The organism is Arthrobacter sp. Y3221157 (genome assembly GCF_059089865.1).
This window is the reverse complement of the sequence record NZ_JBNHFD010000001.1, coordinates 86383-105483: the sequence shown is the minus strand read 5'-3', so window position 1 is coordinate 105483 and position 19101 is coordinate 86383. Positions and strand designations below refer to the sequence as shown.

Here is a 19101-nt window from a genome sequence, read left to right as displayed (position 1 = left end):
GAAGATGTCAATGTCACCGACTGTCATCTCCCCGAAGTCGCGACATCCTGGGCAACCTCGGATGCCAGGTACTCGTCGAGGGTCCGCGGCGGCCTACCGGTCACACGTTGGACGTCATCCGTGATCGGAACTGTCAAGCGCTCACTGAACGGCTTGATGATTTCTGTGATCACGACAGCGTGGTGATCCGGCAGCAGCTCACGATCAATCAGGTACTGGATGTAGTCGTCGTAGGGCATGTCTTCGAATCGAATGGGCCGACCTGTCGCCTTTGCCAATCGGTCCGCCAGATCGTCGAACCCGATCGCTTCCGGGCCGGTGAGGTGAAGGGTCTCGGCGACCGGCGAGTCGGCGAGCAGACATTCGACGGCCACATCGGCCACGTCGTCGGGGTGAATGAACGCCATCGGCGTTCCCTGAGCAGGCCACACGAGGTTGTTCTCGGCGAAGTCCGGTGCGACCATCACCAGGGTGTGCACACTCGCGAACCAGGTCGCTCGCAGGATGACTGACTCCATGGAGGATCGCCGGAGTCGGATCTCGGCGTTCTGGTGCATGACCAGCACCATGTCGCGCGTGTCGGGCTCGCCATTCGTGGGCGGCCCCGTGATGCCGGCTTCCTCTGCCATCATCACCGCTTCGCTCGACAGCTTCACAACTCTGCTGACACCGGCAGCTTCTGCTGCCTCGATAGCGTTGATCTCCTGCTCGGGGGTCTCGGTGCCGTGCGTCAGCAGGAACACCCTGTCCACCCCGTCAAACACGGGCTTGAGAGTTTCCGGCTTCATAAGGTCACCACGCGCAACATCCTTGATGCCAAGCGCGCTGAGCTTCTCAGCGGACGCGTCGCTGTGCGCAAGCACGCGAAGGTCGCTTCGGCCAGCCAGTTTGGTGCTTACCCGCAGCCCGATCTGTCCGCTTGCACCGATCACGAGGATCATGAGTACTCCTTTGTAGTCATTGCTGTTGATGGGGTTACTACTCGAATGCTGAAGCACCCGACGATTCAAAGCTCGATGAAGCTGTCGTGCGCTTCGATTGGGCGGCCGCGCCAATGGCGTGGGTGATACGTGGGGGTGGAGCGGGTCGACCTTGTTCACGTCAACACCCTCTGCCCGACGTCACGGGATAGCTCGGCTTGCCTGCGACAGAAGTCACGACTTGAGGGCCGCAGTACTTTACGGCGATGTCAAGTAATTTAGTAGTTGATTCGGGATGCAGTGGTTGCACATGCTGAGAAGCACTCGGCGACTTGAATTGCTGTCTAGTGTCGAAACGATTCTGCGGCGGCCTCGGTCATCGTTCGCGGTGGTGAGGCTGGGCTCTACCTCGATTAGGTAGCGGCCTGGGGCGGTGGTTCACTCGTGGACCGGCTGTCCTTGTCCGACAGACCTGAACTCGAATTGAAATGAGGTCCTCCCCCACCTCGGAGTCGTCTACCCGATCCTCCAACCCTTAGCCGACGCGCGCGGCGATCGCGTCACGCGTCTGCGAGATGTAGCCGGCGACTGCGTCAGCCTCGGCATCTCCGGCCGGCGGCAGGATCTGCTGGGTGACTGCCGGGCCGGGGTTCTCGGCGATGGTGCGACGGTGGCTGAAGGTCACGAAGCCCGTGTGACCCGAGTAGGCACCCGTGCCGGAGCGGCCAATACCACCGGACGGCGCCCCTTCCACGGACCAGTGGAGGATGCAGTCGTTGCGCGTCACCCCCCCGGACGTCGATCGGTCCAGGAACCGGTGGAAGTCCGGACCGTCAGACCCGAACCAGTACGCGGCCAGCGGGCTGGGTTGCGCGTTGATGTGGTCGATGGCCTCGTCCAGCTCGTCGTAGGCATGCACGACGATCACTGGTCCGAAGATCTCCTCTGAGGCGACCTTCATGTCCGAGGTGACGTCGAGCAGCACGGTCGGCGGGATCCGCCGGCCTGCCGGGTCGGGCAGTGAGGCGACCTCATCGTCCGGAACGATGGTGACGGCCCTGGCCCCCTTCGCGACAGCGTCGGAGATCAACCCCGTGATCCTCTCGTAGTTGCGCTCGTTGATGATCGAGACCACCCCGGGGTGCTCCGCGTAGGTCGGGTAGAAGCCGCGCACGGCGTCCGAGTACAGCTCGACGAAGCGCTCCAGCTGAGCTCGCGGGACGCTCACGTAGTCCGGGGCCAGGCACACCTGCCCGCCGTTGAGCAGCCTGCCTCCGGCGATGCGCTGCGCGGCATCCGCCAGGTCGGCGTCGTCCGCGACCAGGACCGGGTTCTTGCCACCGAGCTCGAGGGTGACCGGGACGAGGTTTCGGCCTGCAGCCTCGGCAACCAGCGCACCCACCCCTGGTGACCCGGTGAAGATCAGGTGGTCGAAGTGCAGCGACGAGAAGGCCGACGCAGTCTCCGCGCCGCCGCGGACCACCGTCACCTCGTCCGGCGACATCCGCGAGGCAACAGCGCGGGCGAACACCTCGGCGGTCCGCTCCGGAATCTCTGAGAACTTGATCATCACCCGATTGCCAGCGGCGAGGGCGTCGATCGTCGGGTGCATCACGAGCAGGAGCGGAAAGTTCCACGGCCCAATGACACCGACGACGCCCTTGGGCCGTGTCTGCACGTAGGTCGGAGTGCCGAGTTCCGCCGAGCCCGCCACGACCTCATCCTTCATCCAAGTCGCGAGGTTGTCACGGATGTTCTGCACCGCGGGCAGGAGGGTCGCGATGTCACCGATGAGGCTGGTGAGTCGAGGCCGGGAGCCGAAATCCAAGTCCAGCGCCGCGGCCAGCTCGTCGACATGGTCCAGGACTCCGAGCATGAACCTGTCGATCCGGTCGAGCCGAACAGCCTCGCTGGGCCGGCCCTCGGCGAGGTACGCCCTCCTTTGGACCTCGAGAATGTGCTGCAACTGGTCCGAAGATGTGTCCACCGCGAGGGGGCCAGTGATGTCGATGACGGTCATGGGGTACTCCTGTCTATGATTCGTTGGACTCGGGCCCAGGCCCGAAGTCGCGTGATTTCTGCTGGACTGCTCGTGGCCTGCAGTTGGGCACGGGCGACTCCCGCGACACCCAAAAGCTCCGGACCGGACGTCAGCTGTCGACCCGCGGGGTGAACGTGCACGGCATGGCCCCCACGGTGTGGATGAAGTTGCTGAGCACGAAGTCCGGCTCACCGACCTGCAGGTCCGGCACCCGCGTCAGGAGCTCAGTGAAGAGGCTGCGCAGCTGGACCTTGGCGATCATTGACCCGAGGCAAAAATGGGGCCCTCCGCCACCGAAAGCGATCTGCGGGTTCGGGTCCCGCGCAAGGTCGAACGTCCACGGGTCTGCGAAGGCGGACTCGTCGCGGTTGCCCGAACTGTAGAACATGACGACCTTGTCGCCCTCGTAGATCTGCTGCCCGCCGAGCTCGAGGTCCTTCGTCGCCGTCCGGCGGAACGTCATGACCGGGGAGGCCCAGCGCAGGAACTCCTCGATTGCGGTCCCCAGCCGCGCGTCGAGATCCTCCTCCAGCCAGGCCCGCTGATCGGGGAAGTTGCACAGCGCCTGCATCGCCAGGCTCGTCGTGTTGCGCGTCGTGTCGTTACCAGCGATGGCGAAGAGCACGAAAAGGGAGCCAATCTCCGCGTCGGTCAGCCGCTGACCGTCAACCTCAGCCTGGACCAGCGAGGTCATGAGGTCCTCGCGCGGCGTCGCCCTACGCTCGGTTGCCAGTTCTCGCGCCATCGTGTTCAGGGCGACCATTCCGCCCATCATCATCTCCGCCGGGTCACGGTCCCCGCGGACGCGAGGGTCATTCCAGCCGGCGAGGGCGTTGCCGTGGTAGCCGAACTCCTCCCGCTGCGCCTCGGGGACCCCCATCATCTCCGAGATCGTCCAAGTGGGCAGCCGCTGCGCGACAGCCTCGACGAAGTCGCAGGAGCCCGACTCGATGGCCAACAGGTCGTCCACAATCGTCGCGGCCTGCTGCTTGATCTGCGCTTCGATCTGCTTCACCCGCTTGGGCGTGAACGCCACGCTGACGAGCTTCCTCAGGGCCGTGTGCCGCGGAGCATCCATGGCGATGAAGCCCGTCCCGATCTCTGCGATCTCCGGGGGCAGGTCCTCGTAGGTGTGCCCCTTGCCGGAGCAGAAGAGCTCCGGATTGGTACTGACATAGCGGATGTCCTCCTGCCGGACCACGGCCCAGAAACCCTCGTCGTCCGGGCTGGGCGGAAGGAGCCCCCCCTCAACTGGAGGCTGCCACGACACTGGGCGCTCGCGGCGCAGGATTGCATACGACTCGTCCCGCTCTTCTGCAGTCGAGGCCCAGAACTTGGCCGAGGCGAGGTCGATGGGGTCGTAGTCGGGACGGGGTCGTGTCGTCATCGTGTCTCCTGGAAACTAGTGGTCGGTGTCGGGTCGGGAAGTTGAACTGAAGAGATCTGCTCGCCGCTCACGGGGCGGGGTCCCAGGTCCCGGTCAGGCCCAGCGGGTCGTACGGACCGATGATCAGCTGCTCGAACACCCCGATTCCGCGCTCGACGGATCCGTCGCGCTCGTCGGTGAAGATCACTTCGCTGATGGCCTGGATGTGCATGTCGGCGTGATTCAACGGGTCGATCTTGCTCAGGTCGAGATCTTCCCGTTCGACGTCGAGCCCCATGCCGTGGAAGGCTCCGTGGGTCCACTTTTCATGCCCGTAGCCGACGCCCCGCATCTGGAACTGGTGCAGCGGGCGCAGTTCCATCTGGGCCAAGCCGTCGGCGAGCGGCAGAATGAGAGTGCCGAGGTCGGCGTTGCGGGTACCGGAGCGCATCTCGACGCGCATCTCCGGATGCTTGACGTGCACGAACTGCTCCGCGGTGGCGCCGTCGGGAACGATCACGGAACGGATGTTCCAGGGCTCGCCGGTGCGGTCCGCGTTGATGTGGAAGAAGACGCTCTTCGTCTCTAGGTTGGCCGGCGTCCAGATCCAGTAGAACTGAGGCTCGACGGGGGGTACCTCGGGGAAGTAGTTCGCCGAACCGATCGGCCGGAGCCCCCAGGAACGGTCCCTGGTGCCGACGCTGCCAGGGGCGAGGTCGATGCGCTTGCCGTCCACCTCGATGAATCCCGACCACCGCCCGTTCTGCGTGAAGCGCGTGTAGTCGACGAACATGCGGGCGTTGCGGCGCTGGGTGAACCGCGGCTCCTGGATCGGGAAGGCTCGTCCCTCGAACGTCAGCTCAGCGGAGATGCCCTCGGTCTCCGCGATGCGCACCGTGACCCTGTGCAGGGGCTCGTCCACCGTGATGGAGACCGGCCCGACCGACAGGTCCATGCGCTCGAAGACGAGCGGCCGTGAAGCATGCACGCAGTGCTCGACGCCGTCCCGGATGACAGAGAAATGTGCGTCTGCTACACCGATGTGTGGGTAGACGCCGAAGGCGACGGCGAAGAACTCCGAACCGTCCGGCGCGTAGCCATTGAAGAAGTAGCGATCGTAGAAGTTGGGGTCGCTGCCGGAGAAGGCAATCGGCTCGGCGGTCTGGTGGATCGGGTACTCGTCGGCGTGGGTCAGCATCAGACGGTTATCAGCTCGAAGGCGTTGTGGTCGAGGATCTGCTGGGCGTGGCGCGCGGCACAGGTGATGAACATCTCGTCGCCACGCTCCGTCTGTTCGACCTGCACGGACGCCGCGACGGCCATCAGCAGGCCCGCGAACGCGAAACGCCGGTAGTCCGTCCAGCACTCGTCGAAGGAGTAGCCCTGGATGCCACGAGCGAGCAGTCCCTGGTGGTACCGCTGGACGAGGTCTCGCTCGTGCTCCCGGCGGAGGTCGGTCGTGAGGCTCGCGCCGAGGAAGTAGGCCACGTCGAACATGTTGGGTCCCAGGCTGACCAGCTGCCAGTCGAGGACGGCCAGTGGCACCTGGCCACCCCGCCCTCCGAAGAGCAGGTTGTCGAGCCGGAAGTCGCCGTGCATGACAGTCGTGGGCTCGCCAAGTGCGCGGATGAAGCCGTCCACGTTCGCGGCGAAGTCTTCAGCAACGCGCATGTACTGCGGCGCGAGCAGGTCGTCGTACCTTTCCTTGAACATCGCCAGCAGCGGGTCGGGCATCATCGTGGCGGCCCGCGTCCAGCTGTCGATGCCGATGCGGAGAAGCTCGTTGTCCTGTAGGTGCTGCTTGCGCCAACCCGATGCGTGCAGCGCGGAAAGTTGGTCCATCGCCCTGCCGGCCTGGTCCGCACTGCACCCACTGAGCTGGTCGCAGGCCTCCGCGGGTGCCAGGTCCTCGAGAAGCAACATGAACTCCGTGCCGCTCTCGTCGATGTCGACGAAATAGCACCGCGGGACTGTCACGTCAAGGGTCGGCACAACCTCGCGATAGATGTTGACTTCCCTCGCGTAGGACTTCTCCTGGGCGGCCGCGGCCCGGCTGACCTGGTCGGTGGACGGAATCTTCGCGATCAACGACCGGGGCGCGCCCGGCTCCTCGACGTCGTACTCGAGCGTGAGCCGGATGCAGTGGGCCACCTGGCCCATCCCGACCCGCTGGCCCTCCGCGCTGGTCACGGTTGCGCTCGTGATCGCGCCGGCGGCCCGGAGAGCACCGGTCAGCCAGGTCGGGGTGATGTCCGCGACGCGAGAGACCATCGCGGGCGCGTTTTCTACAGTGGTCATGGGAATTCCTGATTCTTTGAGTGTTCGACGGGTTGGGGGCACAAGCGCTCACGTCACCGACGTGAACGAAGCGGGATCGGCAGTGCGTTGGCGCAGTTCGTGCTTGAGGACCTTGCCGGTGGCGTTGCGCGGGAGCGCAGCCACGAAGTGGACGACTCTGGGTTTCTTGTACGAGGCGAGGTGCTCGCGGCAGTGGGCGATCAGTGCATCAGGGTTGGGCACAGCACCATCGCGGAGGACGACGAAGGCGACGACGCTCTCACCCCAGACCGGGTCGGGCTGACCGACCACGGCCACGTCGGCGACATCGGGGTGCTCGGCCAGGACGTCCTCAACCTCGCGGCTGTATACGTTCTCGCCACCGGTGAGGATCATGTCTTTGGCCCGGTCCACTATCGACACCAGGCGCTCGTCATCCATGCGCGCAAGATCACCGGTCCGAAGCCAGCCATCGTCGACCGCGTCCCGCGTGGCCTCGGGCTTTCCCCAGTACCCGAGCATCACCTGGTCGCCCTTGACGATCAGCTCGCCGACGGACCCGGTCGGGACGTCGCGCAGCTGCTCGTCCACGATGCGGACCGAGGCCTTCACCGCCTCCTGACCGGCGGCGGCAAGAAGGTGCTCTTCACCGTTCACACCACGTCGGTGGATGTCATCGTCCATGAACAGACAGTTGCCAGCCAGCTCGGTCATGCCGAAGCCTTGATAGAAGCGGGCCCCGGAGAAACGCCTCATCGCATTGCGCAACAGCTCCGGAGTGATCGATGACGCGCCATAGAAGAGCTTCCGGACCCGGCTGACGTCGACGTGATCGAGGTCGTGGCGGTCGAGGATCATCCCCATCATCGCGGGGGCGAATGGTGCACCTGCCGCGTCGTGCTGCTCGATCGCCTGCATGAAGGTGTCCGGGGCGAACCCTTGCTGCAGGACGGTGGTGATTCCCCGATCAAGAAAGGCGATGCTCATGTGCCCGGAGGCGTGACTGAGCGGAAACGGGTTCAGGTACGTCGCCCGGCGCTCGGGCTCGACGCCGATCAACAGGTTGGTAGCGGCCGCGTCGAGGTTCCGGTGGCTGAGCATGGCACCCTTCGGGCGCCCGGTGGTGCCAGAGGTGTAGATCAGCCACGCCAGGTCGTGCTCGCTGACAGGAAGCTCCGGACGAATGGGCCGACCGGAGGCGAGAAGGTCCTCGTAAGCCAGGTCCGCCCCCGGAGCCGCGACGGCACCGATGGAGCAGACGGTCTTCAGAGTAGGCAGCTGCTCACGGATGCCGACGATCGCGGGCAGGTATGCGTCGGCGACGAGCAAGAACTCCGCGCCGGCGTCACCGAGGATGTAGGCGATCTCGCGCGGCGCGAGACGCTGGTTGACGATCGTCAGGCCCATCCCTGCCATCGGCACGCCGTAGTACGCCTCGAGATACTCGGGCCGGTTGTCCGACAGTATCCCGATTCGCGACCCGGGCGCCGCCAGCTCGGTGAGCGCCGAGGAGAGCCGATTGACACGGTCGTGGAACTCGGCGAAAGAAATCGCCCTTTCCTCGAACAGGATCGCGGGTCGGTCCCCTTCTCGGCGTGCAGCGAACTCGACGTGATCTCCAAGCAGCATTGCCTGAACTCCCTCTCGAAGGTGTTGTTGAGCGCCCGGTCGAAAGGTTGACCCTTCCGGCAGGCATGGTCATCCGGGGAGCGCGACTGACCCGGTGACCATGCTCGCGAGCATCCCGCCGTCGGCGACGACGTTGATGCCGTTGACCCACCCGGCGGCGGGGGACGCGAGGAAGCCGACGATCGGGGCGAGGTCCGACGGGCGTGCGTGCCGTCCCACGGTGTCCTTGATCCAGTCGAGGACCGGCTTGCCCATCGAGGCCTCGAAGTCACCAAGGATGGGAGTCTCGACCGGCCCGGGGCTGACAGCGTTGACGCGAACGCCCTTCCCGAGCTGACGACCGGCCGCCGCCATGGTGTAGGCGGTCATGACCTCCTTCGAGATCCCGTAGGACCCGACGTCTTCCGGAGCGGACTCGTGCAGCGGGTTGCGCTGGTACCACTCGAGACCGCTCTCGAAGGAATCGGTCGACAGCCACTCCAACAGTTGCGGCAGACGCTCCTGGAATCGGAACCCGGCCGTCGAAGCGACATTCACGACGGCTCCGCCGCTACGAATGGCAGGCAGGAGCGTCTCCGTCAGCAGCCGAGGCCCGAGGAAGTTGACCTTGATCACGAGCTCGGCGGGCCTGGTGCCGGGTACGCCGGCCACGTTGCACAGCACGTCGAGCGCGCCGATCTGGGCGGCTGCCGAGCGAATCTCGGCCGGGTCGCTCAGGTCGCACTCGACGTGCTCGGCCACCGGCGCCGAAGGCTTCTGCAAGTCGAGACTGACCACCTCAGCTCCACTGTCGATCAGCAGTCGGGCGACGGCGTCGCCGATCCCCGATGCCGCACCGGTTACGACACAGCGGCGGCCTTCCAGCCCGGGCAGGTGGGTAATGGTTTTCACGAGCAGCTCTCCTTTGAGTTGTGATGGCGCTCACGCCACAAGGAGCATTGCAGAACTTAACACTCGCGTCAAGTAAGTGTCCAAGGATGCGGATATTGCTACGCCGAAACGTCCGTCGTGCACGCCCCAAGAAGGTGGGATGGCACGAAGGATCAGCGACCCCCACCAGGACCTCACCTCCAGAAAATCCGGCGAAAGGGCGCTATTCACGCCTGTTGAGGCGATGTGCCCGGCTGCGCGGACCGCGATCCCGAGATCGTCAGCTTGCGCAAGGCGCCGTAGAGATCGGTGCGAAAAATGCTGGAGGTGTACTTGACATCTCTGTATAGTTTGAACCCATACCCCCGCCGGGGGACCGAAGCGCAGCCAAGCTGAGCGCGAATCGTTCCACCTCTGATGCGTCAGGAGATCAACACATGAAGGTCCAGATCGACTTTGCCAAGTGCACCGGGCTCGGCATCTGCGAGTCCCTCGCGCCTGAGTTTTTCGAAGTGAACGACGCAGGGGATCTTGTCCTCCTGAAGGAGGACGTTCCGCCCGACAAGGTGGCAGATCTCGCAGCGGCGGTCGCCGGCTGCCCGACCGAGGCCTTGCGACTAGCAGAATGAGCTCAGCGGACCAGAGCCTGGTTGTCGTCGGCGCCTCCCTGGCCGGTCTGCGCGCCGTTGAGGCGGCACGAAAGGCGGGGCACACGGGGCGCATCACCCTCATCGGAGCCGAGACGCACCTCCCCTACGACCGGCCCCCTCTCTCGAAGGCGGTGCTCGAGGGCAGCGTCGAGCCGGGCGCATTTCGCGAGGAGTCGTTCCTGCGCGACGACCTTGGAGTCGACTTGCGCCTCGCGACTGTCGCTCTGTCGCTGAACGCCGGCAAGAAGATCCTGACAACGTCGACTGGCGAAGTAACCTATGACGCGCTGGTCGTGGCAACGGGCACCGTTGCAAGATCCCTTCCACACACACCGGAACTTGTCGGAGTGCATGCACTCCGCACGATGGATGACGCGCTTGCCGTTCGTACCGCCTTGTTGGAAGGTGCGCGGACCGTCGTCATCGGAGCAGGATTCATCGGATCTGAGGTCGCCTCGAGCGCTCGGAAGCTCGGTCGTAGCGTGACGATCGTCGAAGCGTCAGACGCACCACTTGCGAGGGCAGTCGGATCGCGCATGGGGACAAGGCTCGCATCTATGCACGGGGCACATGGAACCTCGCTGCTGTGCGGCCGATCTGTGGCGCGGCTCGAGGGTGATGATCGCGTTCGCGAGGTCGTACTGGACGACGGGACCCGGCTCCCGGCCGACCTGGTAGTCGTAGGCATTGGCGTGGAGCCAGCGGTCACGTGGCTCTCGGGCTCAGGGCTGACTCTGGAAAATGGCGTGCGATGCGACGCGACCCTGTGGACAGGCGCTCCGGGCGTATACGCGGCAGGGGACGTGGCGTCCTGGCCGAATCAGGCACTGGGAATCCGTCAACGGATGGAGAACTGGACGGCGGCCGCTGAGCAAGGAGCGGCGGCGGCGCGCAACGCCTTGAACCCGGAGGCAGCCGCTCCGTATCAGACGGTTCCTTACTATTGGTCCGATTGGTACGGCTCCCGGATACAGTTCGTGGGCGCGCCTGAGGCAGACGAGCTCGTCGTTGTCGACGACAGGTTAAATGAGGACCCCGCAGAGAGACACCTGGTCGCGCTGTACAGGCGTGGGGCGCGCCTCATCGGAGCGCTCACCGTGAACGGCCAGTCCATGATCATGAAGTACCGAGGCATGATCATGAAAGACACCAGCTTCGAGGACGCCTTGGCGTTCGCCGAGCAGCGCAAGCGCTCCAGCATCACGCTGTGATTCACCAGCGACGTCGGGTCGCGCGGGTCTGAGTCAGCAGGTGAGCGCGCTTTGCAACGCCAGGCTTCCGCGGGACGCCACGGCGCGGCCCACAGCGCGACGTGGTCGCAGTGCCGAGTTCTGAGACTGGAATCAGCACGGTCTCCCCGCTGACGACTCCCCCGAACTCAAACGGCGCGTCGTAGGCAGTGCGGACCGCCACCGGCATCGTGGCAGCCGTGCGGATGTCCAAGCCGTCCCGTCCGAGTTCGTGACTGCGTTGCTGGACCAGGGCTAGACGGTATTTAGGACCGCTCCGATTGGCTGAGGGGTTGCGGGCCGGGGCCTCACTCACAAGATTCGTGGGTTACCGAGCAGGGGCCGCCTGCTCGGCCTATCCGATAGTTGTGGGAGGCCCCGGTAAACAGAAATCGTACGAGTATCGGTTTGGATGTGCACGCACGATCCGTCGTGGGATGCGCGATTGACGAGGAGACCGGCGAGGTCCATCGCCGGCGTCTGGCACCGGATGATCGTGAGATCGAGTCATGGATCAGGTCGTTGCCGCTGCCGTGGAAAGTGATGACCTATGAGGCCGGGCCGACCGGGTTCGGTCTGGCCAGGCATCTCATCGGTGCCGAGATCGACACGGTCGTCGCTGCGCCATCGAAGCTGCAAAGGCCGACCGGCGATCGGGTCAAAACCGATGCCCGGGACGCGTTGCATCTGGCCCGGCTGTTGAAGCTCGGCGAGATCGTCGAGGTCACGGTTCCGTCGATAGAACGAGAAGCGGCACGGAATCTGGTCCGTGGCCGTGACGACGCCCGCGCTGATGCGATGCGGGCACGGCATCGGGTCTCCAAGCTGCTGCTGCGCCAAGGCATCGTCTACTCACGTGGAGCGACCTGGACCCAGACCCACGACCGGTTTCTGCGCGCCCAGACCTTCATCTCACCGGCGATCCAAATTACCTATGACTCGGCCTACCTTCTGGGCATTTCCACCCGACAGGGTGTCGATGGGCTGGTCGTCAGAGTGCGTCTTGATCAGAAACTCCGAGATCTAAGCTCGCGCATCACCGCCTTCTATCTGATGGCGAAGGCGCAGGCCACGCCAGTATTTCATGACGTCGGCGGCCGAGAGGTTCTCGCGGACGGTCATACCGAGGAACGACGCTTCGGTCGCCTGATCTTCCGGCACCTACGCGATCCCCGCGCACATGGCCTGGCGGGCGTTGCTGAAGGTCACGGCGCTGCCGTCGAGCAACACCTCGCCGCGCTCCCGCCGCCGTTCGCCGAAAAGAGCGCGAAGGAGGGTCGATCGTCCCGAGCCGAGCAGGCCAGCGACACCCAAGATCTCACCGCGACGGAGCTTGAAAGACGCGCCGGCCAGGGGGCCACATGCGATGTCGCGAACGTCAAGCACAATGTCTGAGCTGTCCAGGTCGGTGGATCCGTGTTCCTCAAGAAGGTAAGTGCAGGGCGTTCCGTGGCCGCAACCGCCAACTCCCACGGGAAAAACCCTCAGTCACCGAAGCCGCTGCACCGCATACACGAGACAAAGAGAGAGAAGTGATGGAGAAGTTCCATGAAGGTCCGTTGACCGGGGGGCCGATGCGAATCTCCGCTCTTCGGCTCTGCGACCTTTGTAGGCTCCGCGTCGACTGCTGACGGAGATCCGCCATGTCTTCCGGTCCGCTACTTCGTGGGACTCCTCCAGAATTATCGTCCTGATAGCCCTATTTGGCTGGCCACTCGCGATTGGTCCTGGAGGTACCTGCCTTGTCTCCCAGGACGCGATCCGGATGGGTGAGCGGTTTTCCCATGCCGATCCGTGAAACCCTAATATGCTCTGGTGATAGCCATCATCGGTGTATCGCTTGCAGGGTTCTAAGCTGTTCTCCCTTTCAGGCTGCACGCAGCCAGGCTTCAAGGATTTACGTGCCGACCATTCCGGAAGTTCAAGCTGAAGTGGCGTACCCGAGCGTTAGCGCAAACCAATGGTCCGCCCATAAATGTGGGCGAGACTACGGCCCAAAGCGTCTAATTCGTCCCCGGAAACGCTGCCGCTCTTGATTCCGTGATGAAGGAGAACGACTGTTAGGCTTTCGGCGGTAAGCCGGGGCTCGACCTCCGGCCCGATAAGCTGCTCAGCCTGCATTCTCTCAATGAATCGAGTTTGCCGAACAATCTGCCCCTCCCAAAACACGTTCCACAACTCGGCAACCACGTTGTCTACCCTGGCCTGCTGTTCTATGACTGTAAGCAGTGAGGCCTTCTGAGAGTACAAACGCATCACGGTGATGATGGACGACTCAATTACCGCGCGGGGATCACCTGCGTCTACGCCCACTGCCCGTTGCGCGGTGCGAACACCATCGAGGATGGGTTCGATCAAGACATAGAAGACCTCCCGGCGCGACCGAAAGTACGCATAGAAGGTCGCACGCGACACACCCGCCACCTCGGTAATGCTGGCAATGGTGGCCTTCGAGTAGCCCACCTCAGCGAATACCTGTTCCGCCGCCTTCAAGAGTTGTGCGCGCGTTTCACTGTCACTGCGGTCGTACTCTGTCCGCTTGAACCAAGCAATTTTCTCGGGCTGTGTCACAGCATCTCCCATATTCATAAGGCTCGGAATGATACTAGTTGAATAAGGCCTCCCGGATCTCCGTTGCGCCTTTTGGCCCTGCCTTCCTGCACATTCCTGCGTGGACCGGGCGCTAGCTGAGCAGTTCTGACTTTCCGAATCTGGGCAGAAGTGCCACGAACGATGGCACGAAACAACTCCTTCTGCAGGCACTCCCGGCGTTTTTCAAACGCCGATATGTACCTTTTGTAAAGCTGCGGTGGGAAGGGGTCCCCCGAGGCCTCTTAGCAAACATCCTGGCGTGCTTCCAGGGGTGGGCATCGCGTCGGCGCGCTCCAACAATCCGCGACAGGTTGGACGTCTCAACCACGTCGGGAGTCGATCAGAACCAGGTGCCCGACTCCGAGCCGAGCGAGCTGTTCACTGATTAAGGATCCCGCCCCGCCGAGACCGACAACGGCCACTTTCTGCCTTTTGAGTATTTCCTGGCCCCGATCACCGAACAGCCGTGCCTGGCGGTCGTACTCCGGGGAGGCGCTCGGTGCTTTACGAGGAGCGAGAGTCAGAATTTGGCGCACCGGGTCGGTAATGACGAGGTGGTCAAGTTTCAATCGCTCCCCTGTGCCTGTTCAGAGGTCTCCCGCCACAGCGCCCTCGGCGAAGACCAGAGCTCCTACGACTGGGGCTCCAATCAGCTCGAGAAGACCAGGGTAACCGAGCTCGTACGATTCCAGATCTGTATGCGAAAACGCAACGGTTTCCCCGTCCTCCGTGGCAGTGAACTGCAAGGTACACAGACTTGGGCTGCATGCCTGTGCGGATCTGCCCGATTGTCAAGTGCTCGGTCTAGTAGTCCGCCGCTGGGGTGTTCCACTTTTTGGGGTCAAATGCCGAGGTATGCCGACACGACATGGTCAGAAGTTAGAATTTCGGTCGGCTCACCGCGCATGATGATGTGTGAGTCTTCCAGCACAACGACGCTGGTCGCGCATCTGGTGGGAACGCTGAGGTTCTGCTCAACAAGCAGGATCGAGGTTGTCTCGGCGATGGTTGCGATCGTATCAGCAAGTTGCTCTACGACGATCGGGGCAAGGCCGTGCGAGGGCTCGTCCAGCATCAAAACTTTCGGCTGGGACAGCAGTGCCCTGGCTATGGCAAGCATTTGACGCTCGCCGCCGGACAGTGTGCCTGCTGGTTGCTCGCGTCGCTGCTTGAGCTTTGGGAATAGTGTGAAGAGCGGCTCGAGGTGCGCCTCAAGGTGCGCCGCCACATGGGGGCGCAAACGCGCACCTATCAGCAGGTTATCCATTACTGACATCGCCGGGAAGGACTGCTGTCCCTCGGGTACGAACGCTAATCCGGCTTTGACCCGCGAGTGTGCCGGAACCTTCGTAACGTCCTGACCGTCAAATTCTACTGATCCGGCGAGAGCTGGTAGCAGGCCGGCGATTGTACGCATGAGCGTGCTCTTTCCGACACCGTTGGCGCCGAGGACGCTGACGACCTCTCCTGGACCTACGGAGAGTTCAATGTCGCGGACAATTCGTCGTTTGCCGTAACCAGCGCTGAGTGCCTTTATTTCAAGCATGTGCTGCTCCTCCCAGGTAGGCTGCGAGAACGCGATCATCCTTCTGTACGGCTGTCGGTGTTCCCTCACAGATGACGTTTCCCCCCTCAAGGACAACCACGCGCTCAACCGTGTTCATCAGGAAGCGCATATTGTGGTCGACCAGAAGCACAGTGCATCCTTCGTCCCGGATTCGATGAATGGCCTCACGAAGACAGTCGAGGTCATTGCCTGTCAGGCCGGCCCCGGGTTCATCCATCAGGATTACCTCTGGAGAGGTTGCCAGTGAGATCGCTACACCGAGCCGGCGGAGCTCACCGAAGGAAAGCTGACCTGCACCGCTATGACGCCGTTCCTGAAGTTCCATGAGCTCCAAAATCCGATCCACGTCAACAGGACGGCGTGCATTGAGTGCCCCGATCGCTACATTTTCAAGCACTGTGAAAGCGGGAAATACCTTGGATGCTTGGAAGGTACGAGCCACCCCGGCACGAGCGGCAGCAGCGAGGCCCCATCGTCTGACATCCGCACCCTCGTACACGACATCTCCCTGAGACGGCGGCGTAAGGCCGCTCAGCACATTGACCAAAGTCGTCTTACCGGCCCCATTAGGCCCAATCAGTCCGGTAATGGTATGCCGGGGGAGGTTGATCGATACATCTGAGAGGGCCTTGAGACCTTGGAATCGGACTCCAATGTTGTGGGTGGCCAGTACGATGTCATCGGCCTTGGTACCGCTGTGCTCCTTCGCGATCTGAGCCGTCATGACTTTTTGCCTTTCACGAGTGACATTCCCTTTTTGCCCAGAGATCTTCCGGCAGCCGTAACAACGCCCATCAAGCCTTTCGGGGCGAGAAGAATGACCAAGAGGAGCAGTATGCCGTAGATCAAAGACGAGACCGACTCGAAGTCTTTGAAGACTTCGGGGATGCCAACCACTAATAACGCCCCGAAGATTGGGCCAAGCAATGTTCCGCCACCGCCGATGATTACCATGGCCAGGGGTTCGAAGGACGCGTCGACGAATGAAAAGGACCCAGGTGTGATGAAGCCCAGCCAGTGGCCGAACAGTACCCCGCTGAGCGCCGCCAGCACGGATGACGCGACAAAGGCACTGCGTTTTCCTTTGTTAACCTTGACGCCGACCGATGCGGCTAGAACTTCGTCATCCCGGATAGCCTGCCAGGAGAGCCCCATCTTGCGCCGGGAAATAATACTGATCGCAAGGGTCAGCACGACTAGTGCCACAAGCATTACGAGGAGGTAATGCTGAGCCGTCCTGAACTCCAGCCCGAACAGGACAAGCGGCCTGACCGAGCCGCCTTCCGCAATGGGGCCCGCGGTAGAGATGCCCGACGCTCCCCCTGTCACTGACTGCCAAGAGATAAGTACGTTGTAGGTGACTATCGAAATTCCAGCCGTAAGAAGGGCGAAGTGCAGCCCACGGGCACGAAAAATAACGAAACCCAGGAGGGTCGACAGCAGGTACGCGGCCACTCCGGCTACAAGAAGGGTACGTTCGCCGGGCCACCCCCAGTGGCCAGTGCCCAGGACGCCCAGATAAGCGCCTAGAGCGAGGAAACCGCCCTGCGCGAGGTTGAGTTGGCCCGCGAAACCGACCGTGATATTCAGGCTTGAGGCGATGAGGGACCATGCCAATATCGCCGTGATGGTGTACGTCATGTGGTTGGTGATAAAGGATGACCATATCCACCCAAGGGCAATCACTGCCGACGCAATGAGTATCCGCCACTGGAGACGGAGTCCCGTGTCATCGCGGAACAGCCGTGCGGCTGGCACCGCGGATGCCACGACGGAGGAGTTCGTGAGAGTCATAACTGCGCCTTCAGGACAGAGGCCTGACGGAATGCACCGTCGGGCCGAAGGGAGAGGAACAACACGAGTGCGATGAATACCACCATGTTGCGGAGGTCATTCGAGATGTAGCCTGCCGCCAGCGTCTCGACGGTAGCGATAATGAATCCGCCCCAAACGACAGATTGCATTTTGCCTCCCCCGCCGATGATGACGAGGATAACGAACGACACCAACGTAGGGTGGAAGCCCATATGAGGCTCGAGATTAACTGTGGGTGCTAGCAAGGCCCCGGCCAGACCAGCGATTGCAGCACCCAGGACGAAGGTCATGGTGCCAATTCGCGGTACGTTCAGCCCTGCAAGCGAGGCGATCTCACGGTTCTGGGCGAGAGCACGCATGGAGCGACCGAACGCGGTTCGGTAGACGAGCCAACCAACGGCGAGGGCGACACCGACAGTAACGGCGATGATGACAAGACGGTAGTCGGCGATCGTCACCAAGCCAAGTGTTGTCGATCCGGAAATTGGTGCTGGGACTGCCAGAGGATCGACGCCCCAGGTGAGCGAGATGATTTCCTGCAGCACTATGGCAAGGGCGAGCGAGCCCACAAGGACCGCGAGTGTATTCGACGATTGAAGCCGGCGGAAGATTGACCGTTCGAGGATAATGCCGACGACGGCGACAACCGCGACCACGATGAGGATCGCGATAAAGAACGGCATTTCCGCACCCACTACGAGTGAGTACTGAAGATATGCACCCAGGGCGAACATTTCGCCGTGCGCGAAGTTTGGAAGGTGAAGGACGCTAAAGACCAGAAATAGTCCTAGCGCCACCATCACATAGGCGCCGCCGAGCACAAGTCCGTTGGCGATTTGTTGCAATAAGAGGTCCATCCGAAGCTTTCTTGCTGAGTCGGTCGTTGGAGGTCAGGGGCGGATCTCTCTCGAGGTCCGCCAGCTGCGTCATTTGTCCAGAACCCAGCCCTCGCTGGCCGAATCCCATTTCGTTGCGGAGCCATTGATGAGGACCTCGCGGTCCTTGAAGACTCTGTCGCCATCCTGGGGCAAGAACTCCTGAAGGGTGCGGTCTTTAATCTGGTCAATCTTCAGCTCAGCCAATGATTTTTGGAGTGCGGCCGGGGAGACTTCATCGGCTCCCTTGAAACCTTCAAGGAGTATCTGCATTCCGTCGAACGCACTCGCCGCAAAGGGGCCAGCATCACCGCCGAGCGCCTCGGAGAGTTTGAGCGCAGTCTTGTTCCCGTCGGACAAGTAGGAATCCAGGTTAACAAGGGGGGTGGCTTGAGTTACACGGGCCATGGTGTCGTTGTCGTTAATCAGAGTGCGAACCTGCTCATTTGTGAGGCCTGCCTTCCACTGGAGCGGCACGGTCCCGCCGAGCTCTTTGACCTGCTTCGTGATCTGGATTGTTTCCGAAGGATACGCATTGAGGATGTAGAGGTCTACGTCGGCAGCAAGCATCTGAGTGATCGGTGCCCGGAAGTCCGTGTCGCCTAGCTTCATCTTTTGTTCGAGCACGACCTCGACGCCCAAAGCCTCTACCCCTTTGCGGAAGGAATCTTGCTGGCTGGTGAAGCCTGTGTGCATCTGGTCGGTGATGACGGCGATCCGCTTGATGTCGGGGTGCTTCTTGAGCCAGTCGAGCGTTGTATCCGCGTAGACCGCTATACCGGGAGCGCTGCGATAGACGTTGGGGTTCTTGGTCGGTCCGTCGACTGTTGACGTGGACAGCTGCCAGAAGGCATCGGACTGGGCCATGATGGACTGGACAGAGGATGCAGTGCCGGAACCAAAGGGGCCCACGATGTAGTCCATGCCCTCATCGAGGGCTTTTCGGGCGGCCGATTGGGCCGCCTCGGGTTTCTGTTCGTCATCGTACAGGGCGAGGTCGAGGTTATAGCTCTTGCCGGCTACTTCAATACCGCCGGCCTTATTGGTGTCGTCAACGACTACTTGCATGACCTCCGTAATGCTCTTGCCGTACACCGATGCTGCCCCAGTCAACGGGGCAATGACTCCGATGTGGATCGTGTTCTCTTCGCTCGAGGAGGCGGAGGAGCCACACCCAGAGAGTGCAAGACAGATGGCAGCCGACGAAGCGGCGACGGCCCAGGTATTTAGCTTCATAGGAGTGCAACTTTCTTGCCGCAGTTGGCCCTGA

General features: G+C 62.5%; 17 protein-coding genes and 1 pseudogene. 3 read left to right on the top strand and 15 right to left on the bottom strand.

From position 1 onward, the window contains the following. Nucleotides 1-23: 23 nt before the first annotated feature. The 7 genes from AC5RTT_RS00490 to AC5RTT_RS00460 form a co-directional block, all read right to left on the bottom strand. Nucleotides 24-941, bottom strand: coding sequence for an NAD(P)H-binding protein (locus AC5RTT_RS00490; protein ID WP_494143535.1), 918 nt, complete (start codon nt 939-941; stop codon nt 24-26). 514 nt (nt 942-1455) lie between these two features. Continuing rightward, complete coding sequence (locus tag AC5RTT_RS00485) at nt 1456-2940, bottom strand: aldehyde dehydrogenase family protein (RefSeq protein WP_494143534.1); 1485 nt, start codon at nt 2938-2940, stop codon at nt 1456-1458. 130 nt (nt 2941-3070) lie between these two features. After that, complete coding sequence (locus tag AC5RTT_RS00480; protein WP_494143533.1) at nt 3071-4348, bottom strand: cytochrome P450; 1278 nt, start codon at nt 4346-4348, stop codon at nt 3071-3073. A gap of 67 nt (nt 4349-4415) precedes the next feature. Continuing rightward, a complete protein-coding gene (locus tag AC5RTT_RS00475) occupies nt 4416-5525 on the bottom strand; it encodes an Rv3169 family protein (protein WP_494143532.1) in 1110 nt (369 codons plus the stop codon). Continuing rightward, a complete protein-coding gene (locus tag AC5RTT_RS00470; RefSeq protein WP_494143531.1) occupies nt 5525-6625 on the bottom strand; it encodes a phosphotransferase in 1101 nt (366 codons plus the stop codon). The genes AC5RTT_RS00475 and AC5RTT_RS00470 overlap by 1 nt, the downstream gene beginning before the upstream one ends. 48 nt (nt 6626-6673) lie before the next feature. Beyond that, nucleotides 6674-8233, bottom strand: a complete 1560-nt coding sequence (locus tag AC5RTT_RS00465; RefSeq protein WP_494143530.1) for an AMP-binding protein — start codon at nt 8231-8233, stop codon at nt 6674-6676. 69 nt (nt 8234-8302) lie between these two features. Continuing rightward, complete coding sequence (locus tag AC5RTT_RS00460; RefSeq protein ID WP_494143529.1) at nt 8303-9124, bottom strand: coniferyl-alcohol dehydrogenase; 822 nt, start codon at nt 9122-9124, stop codon at nt 8303-8305. 416 nt (nt 9125-9540) lie between these two features. Here AC5RTT_RS00460 and AC5RTT_RS00455 point away from each other — a divergent pair, with 416 nt between their 5' ends. From AC5RTT_RS00455 to AC5RTT_RS00445, 3 genes and pseudogenes are all read left to right on the top strand, one after another. Continuing rightward, complete coding sequence (locus tag AC5RTT_RS00455) at nt 9541-9732, top strand: ferredoxin (protein ID WP_494143528.1); 192 nt, start codon at nt 9541-9543, stop codon at nt 9730-9732. After that, nucleotides 9729-10964, top strand: a complete 1236-nt coding sequence (locus AC5RTT_RS00450) for an NAD(P)/FAD-dependent oxidoreductase (protein WP_494143527.1) — start codon at nt 9729-9731, stop codon at nt 10962-10964. The genes AC5RTT_RS00455 and AC5RTT_RS00450 overlap by 4 nt, the downstream gene beginning before the upstream one ends. Before the next feature lie 426 nt (nt 10965-11390). After that, a pseudogene (locus tag AC5RTT_RS00445) lies at nt 11391-11927 on the top strand (IS110 family transposase); the annotation flags it as partial. 216 nt (nt 11928-12143) lie between these two features. Here the strand turns inward: AC5RTT_RS00445 and AC5RTT_RS00440 are convergent. The 8 genes from AC5RTT_RS00440 to AC5RTT_RS00405 all read right to left on the bottom strand — a co-directional run bounded on the left by AC5RTT_RS00440 (nt 12144) and on the right by AC5RTT_RS00405 (nt 19067). Then, nucleotides 12144-12368 carry an ATP-binding cassette domain-containing protein gene (locus AC5RTT_RS00440; RefSeq protein ID WP_494143615.1) on the bottom strand — a complete coding sequence of 75 codons (225 nt, stop codon included), beginning with the start codon at nt 12366-12368 and terminating at the stop codon, nt 12144-12146. 561 nt (nt 12369-12929) lie between these two features. Then, complete coding sequence (locus AC5RTT_RS00435) at nt 12930-13553, bottom strand: TetR/AcrR family transcriptional regulator (protein WP_494143526.1); 624 nt, start codon at nt 13551-13553, stop codon at nt 12930-12932. A gap of 341 nt (nt 13554-13894) precedes the next feature. Continuing rightward, nucleotides 13895-14110, bottom strand: coding sequence for a ThiF family adenylyltransferase (locus tag AC5RTT_RS00430; RefSeq protein WP_494143614.1), 216 nt, complete (start codon nt 14108-14110; stop codon nt 13895-13897). 305 nt (nt 14111-14415) lie between these two features. Then, nucleotides 14416-15120 (bottom strand): ABC transporter ATP-binding protein, encoded by a 705-nt coding sequence (locus tag AC5RTT_RS00425; RefSeq protein WP_494143525.1) that lies wholly within the window; start codon nt 15118-15120, stop codon nt 14416-14418. After that, complete coding sequence (locus AC5RTT_RS00420; protein WP_494143524.1) at nt 15113-15865, bottom strand: ABC transporter ATP-binding protein; 753 nt, start codon at nt 15863-15865, stop codon at nt 15113-15115. The genes AC5RTT_RS00425 and AC5RTT_RS00420 overlap by 8 nt, the downstream gene beginning before the upstream one ends. Then, complete coding sequence (locus AC5RTT_RS00415) at nt 15862-16935, bottom strand: branched-chain amino acid ABC transporter permease (RefSeq protein WP_494143523.1); 1074 nt, start codon at nt 16933-16935, stop codon at nt 15862-15864. The genes AC5RTT_RS00420 and AC5RTT_RS00415 overlap by 4 nt, the downstream gene beginning before the upstream one ends. Further along, nucleotides 16932-17813: a branched-chain amino acid ABC transporter permease gene (locus AC5RTT_RS00410; protein WP_494143522.1), complete on the bottom strand. Its 882-nt coding sequence runs from the start codon at nt 17811-17813 to the stop codon at nt 16932-16934. The genes AC5RTT_RS00415 and AC5RTT_RS00410 overlap by 4 nt, the downstream gene beginning before the upstream one ends. Nucleotides 17814-17882: 69 nt before the next feature. Next, the gene (locus AC5RTT_RS00405) at nt 17883-19067 is read right to left on the bottom strand and encodes an ABC transporter substrate-binding protein (RefSeq protein WP_494143521.1); all 1185 of its coding nucleotides are present in this window, start codon (nt 19065-19067) and stop codon (nt 17883-17885) included. Nucleotides 19068-19101 lie beyond the last annotated feature (34 nt).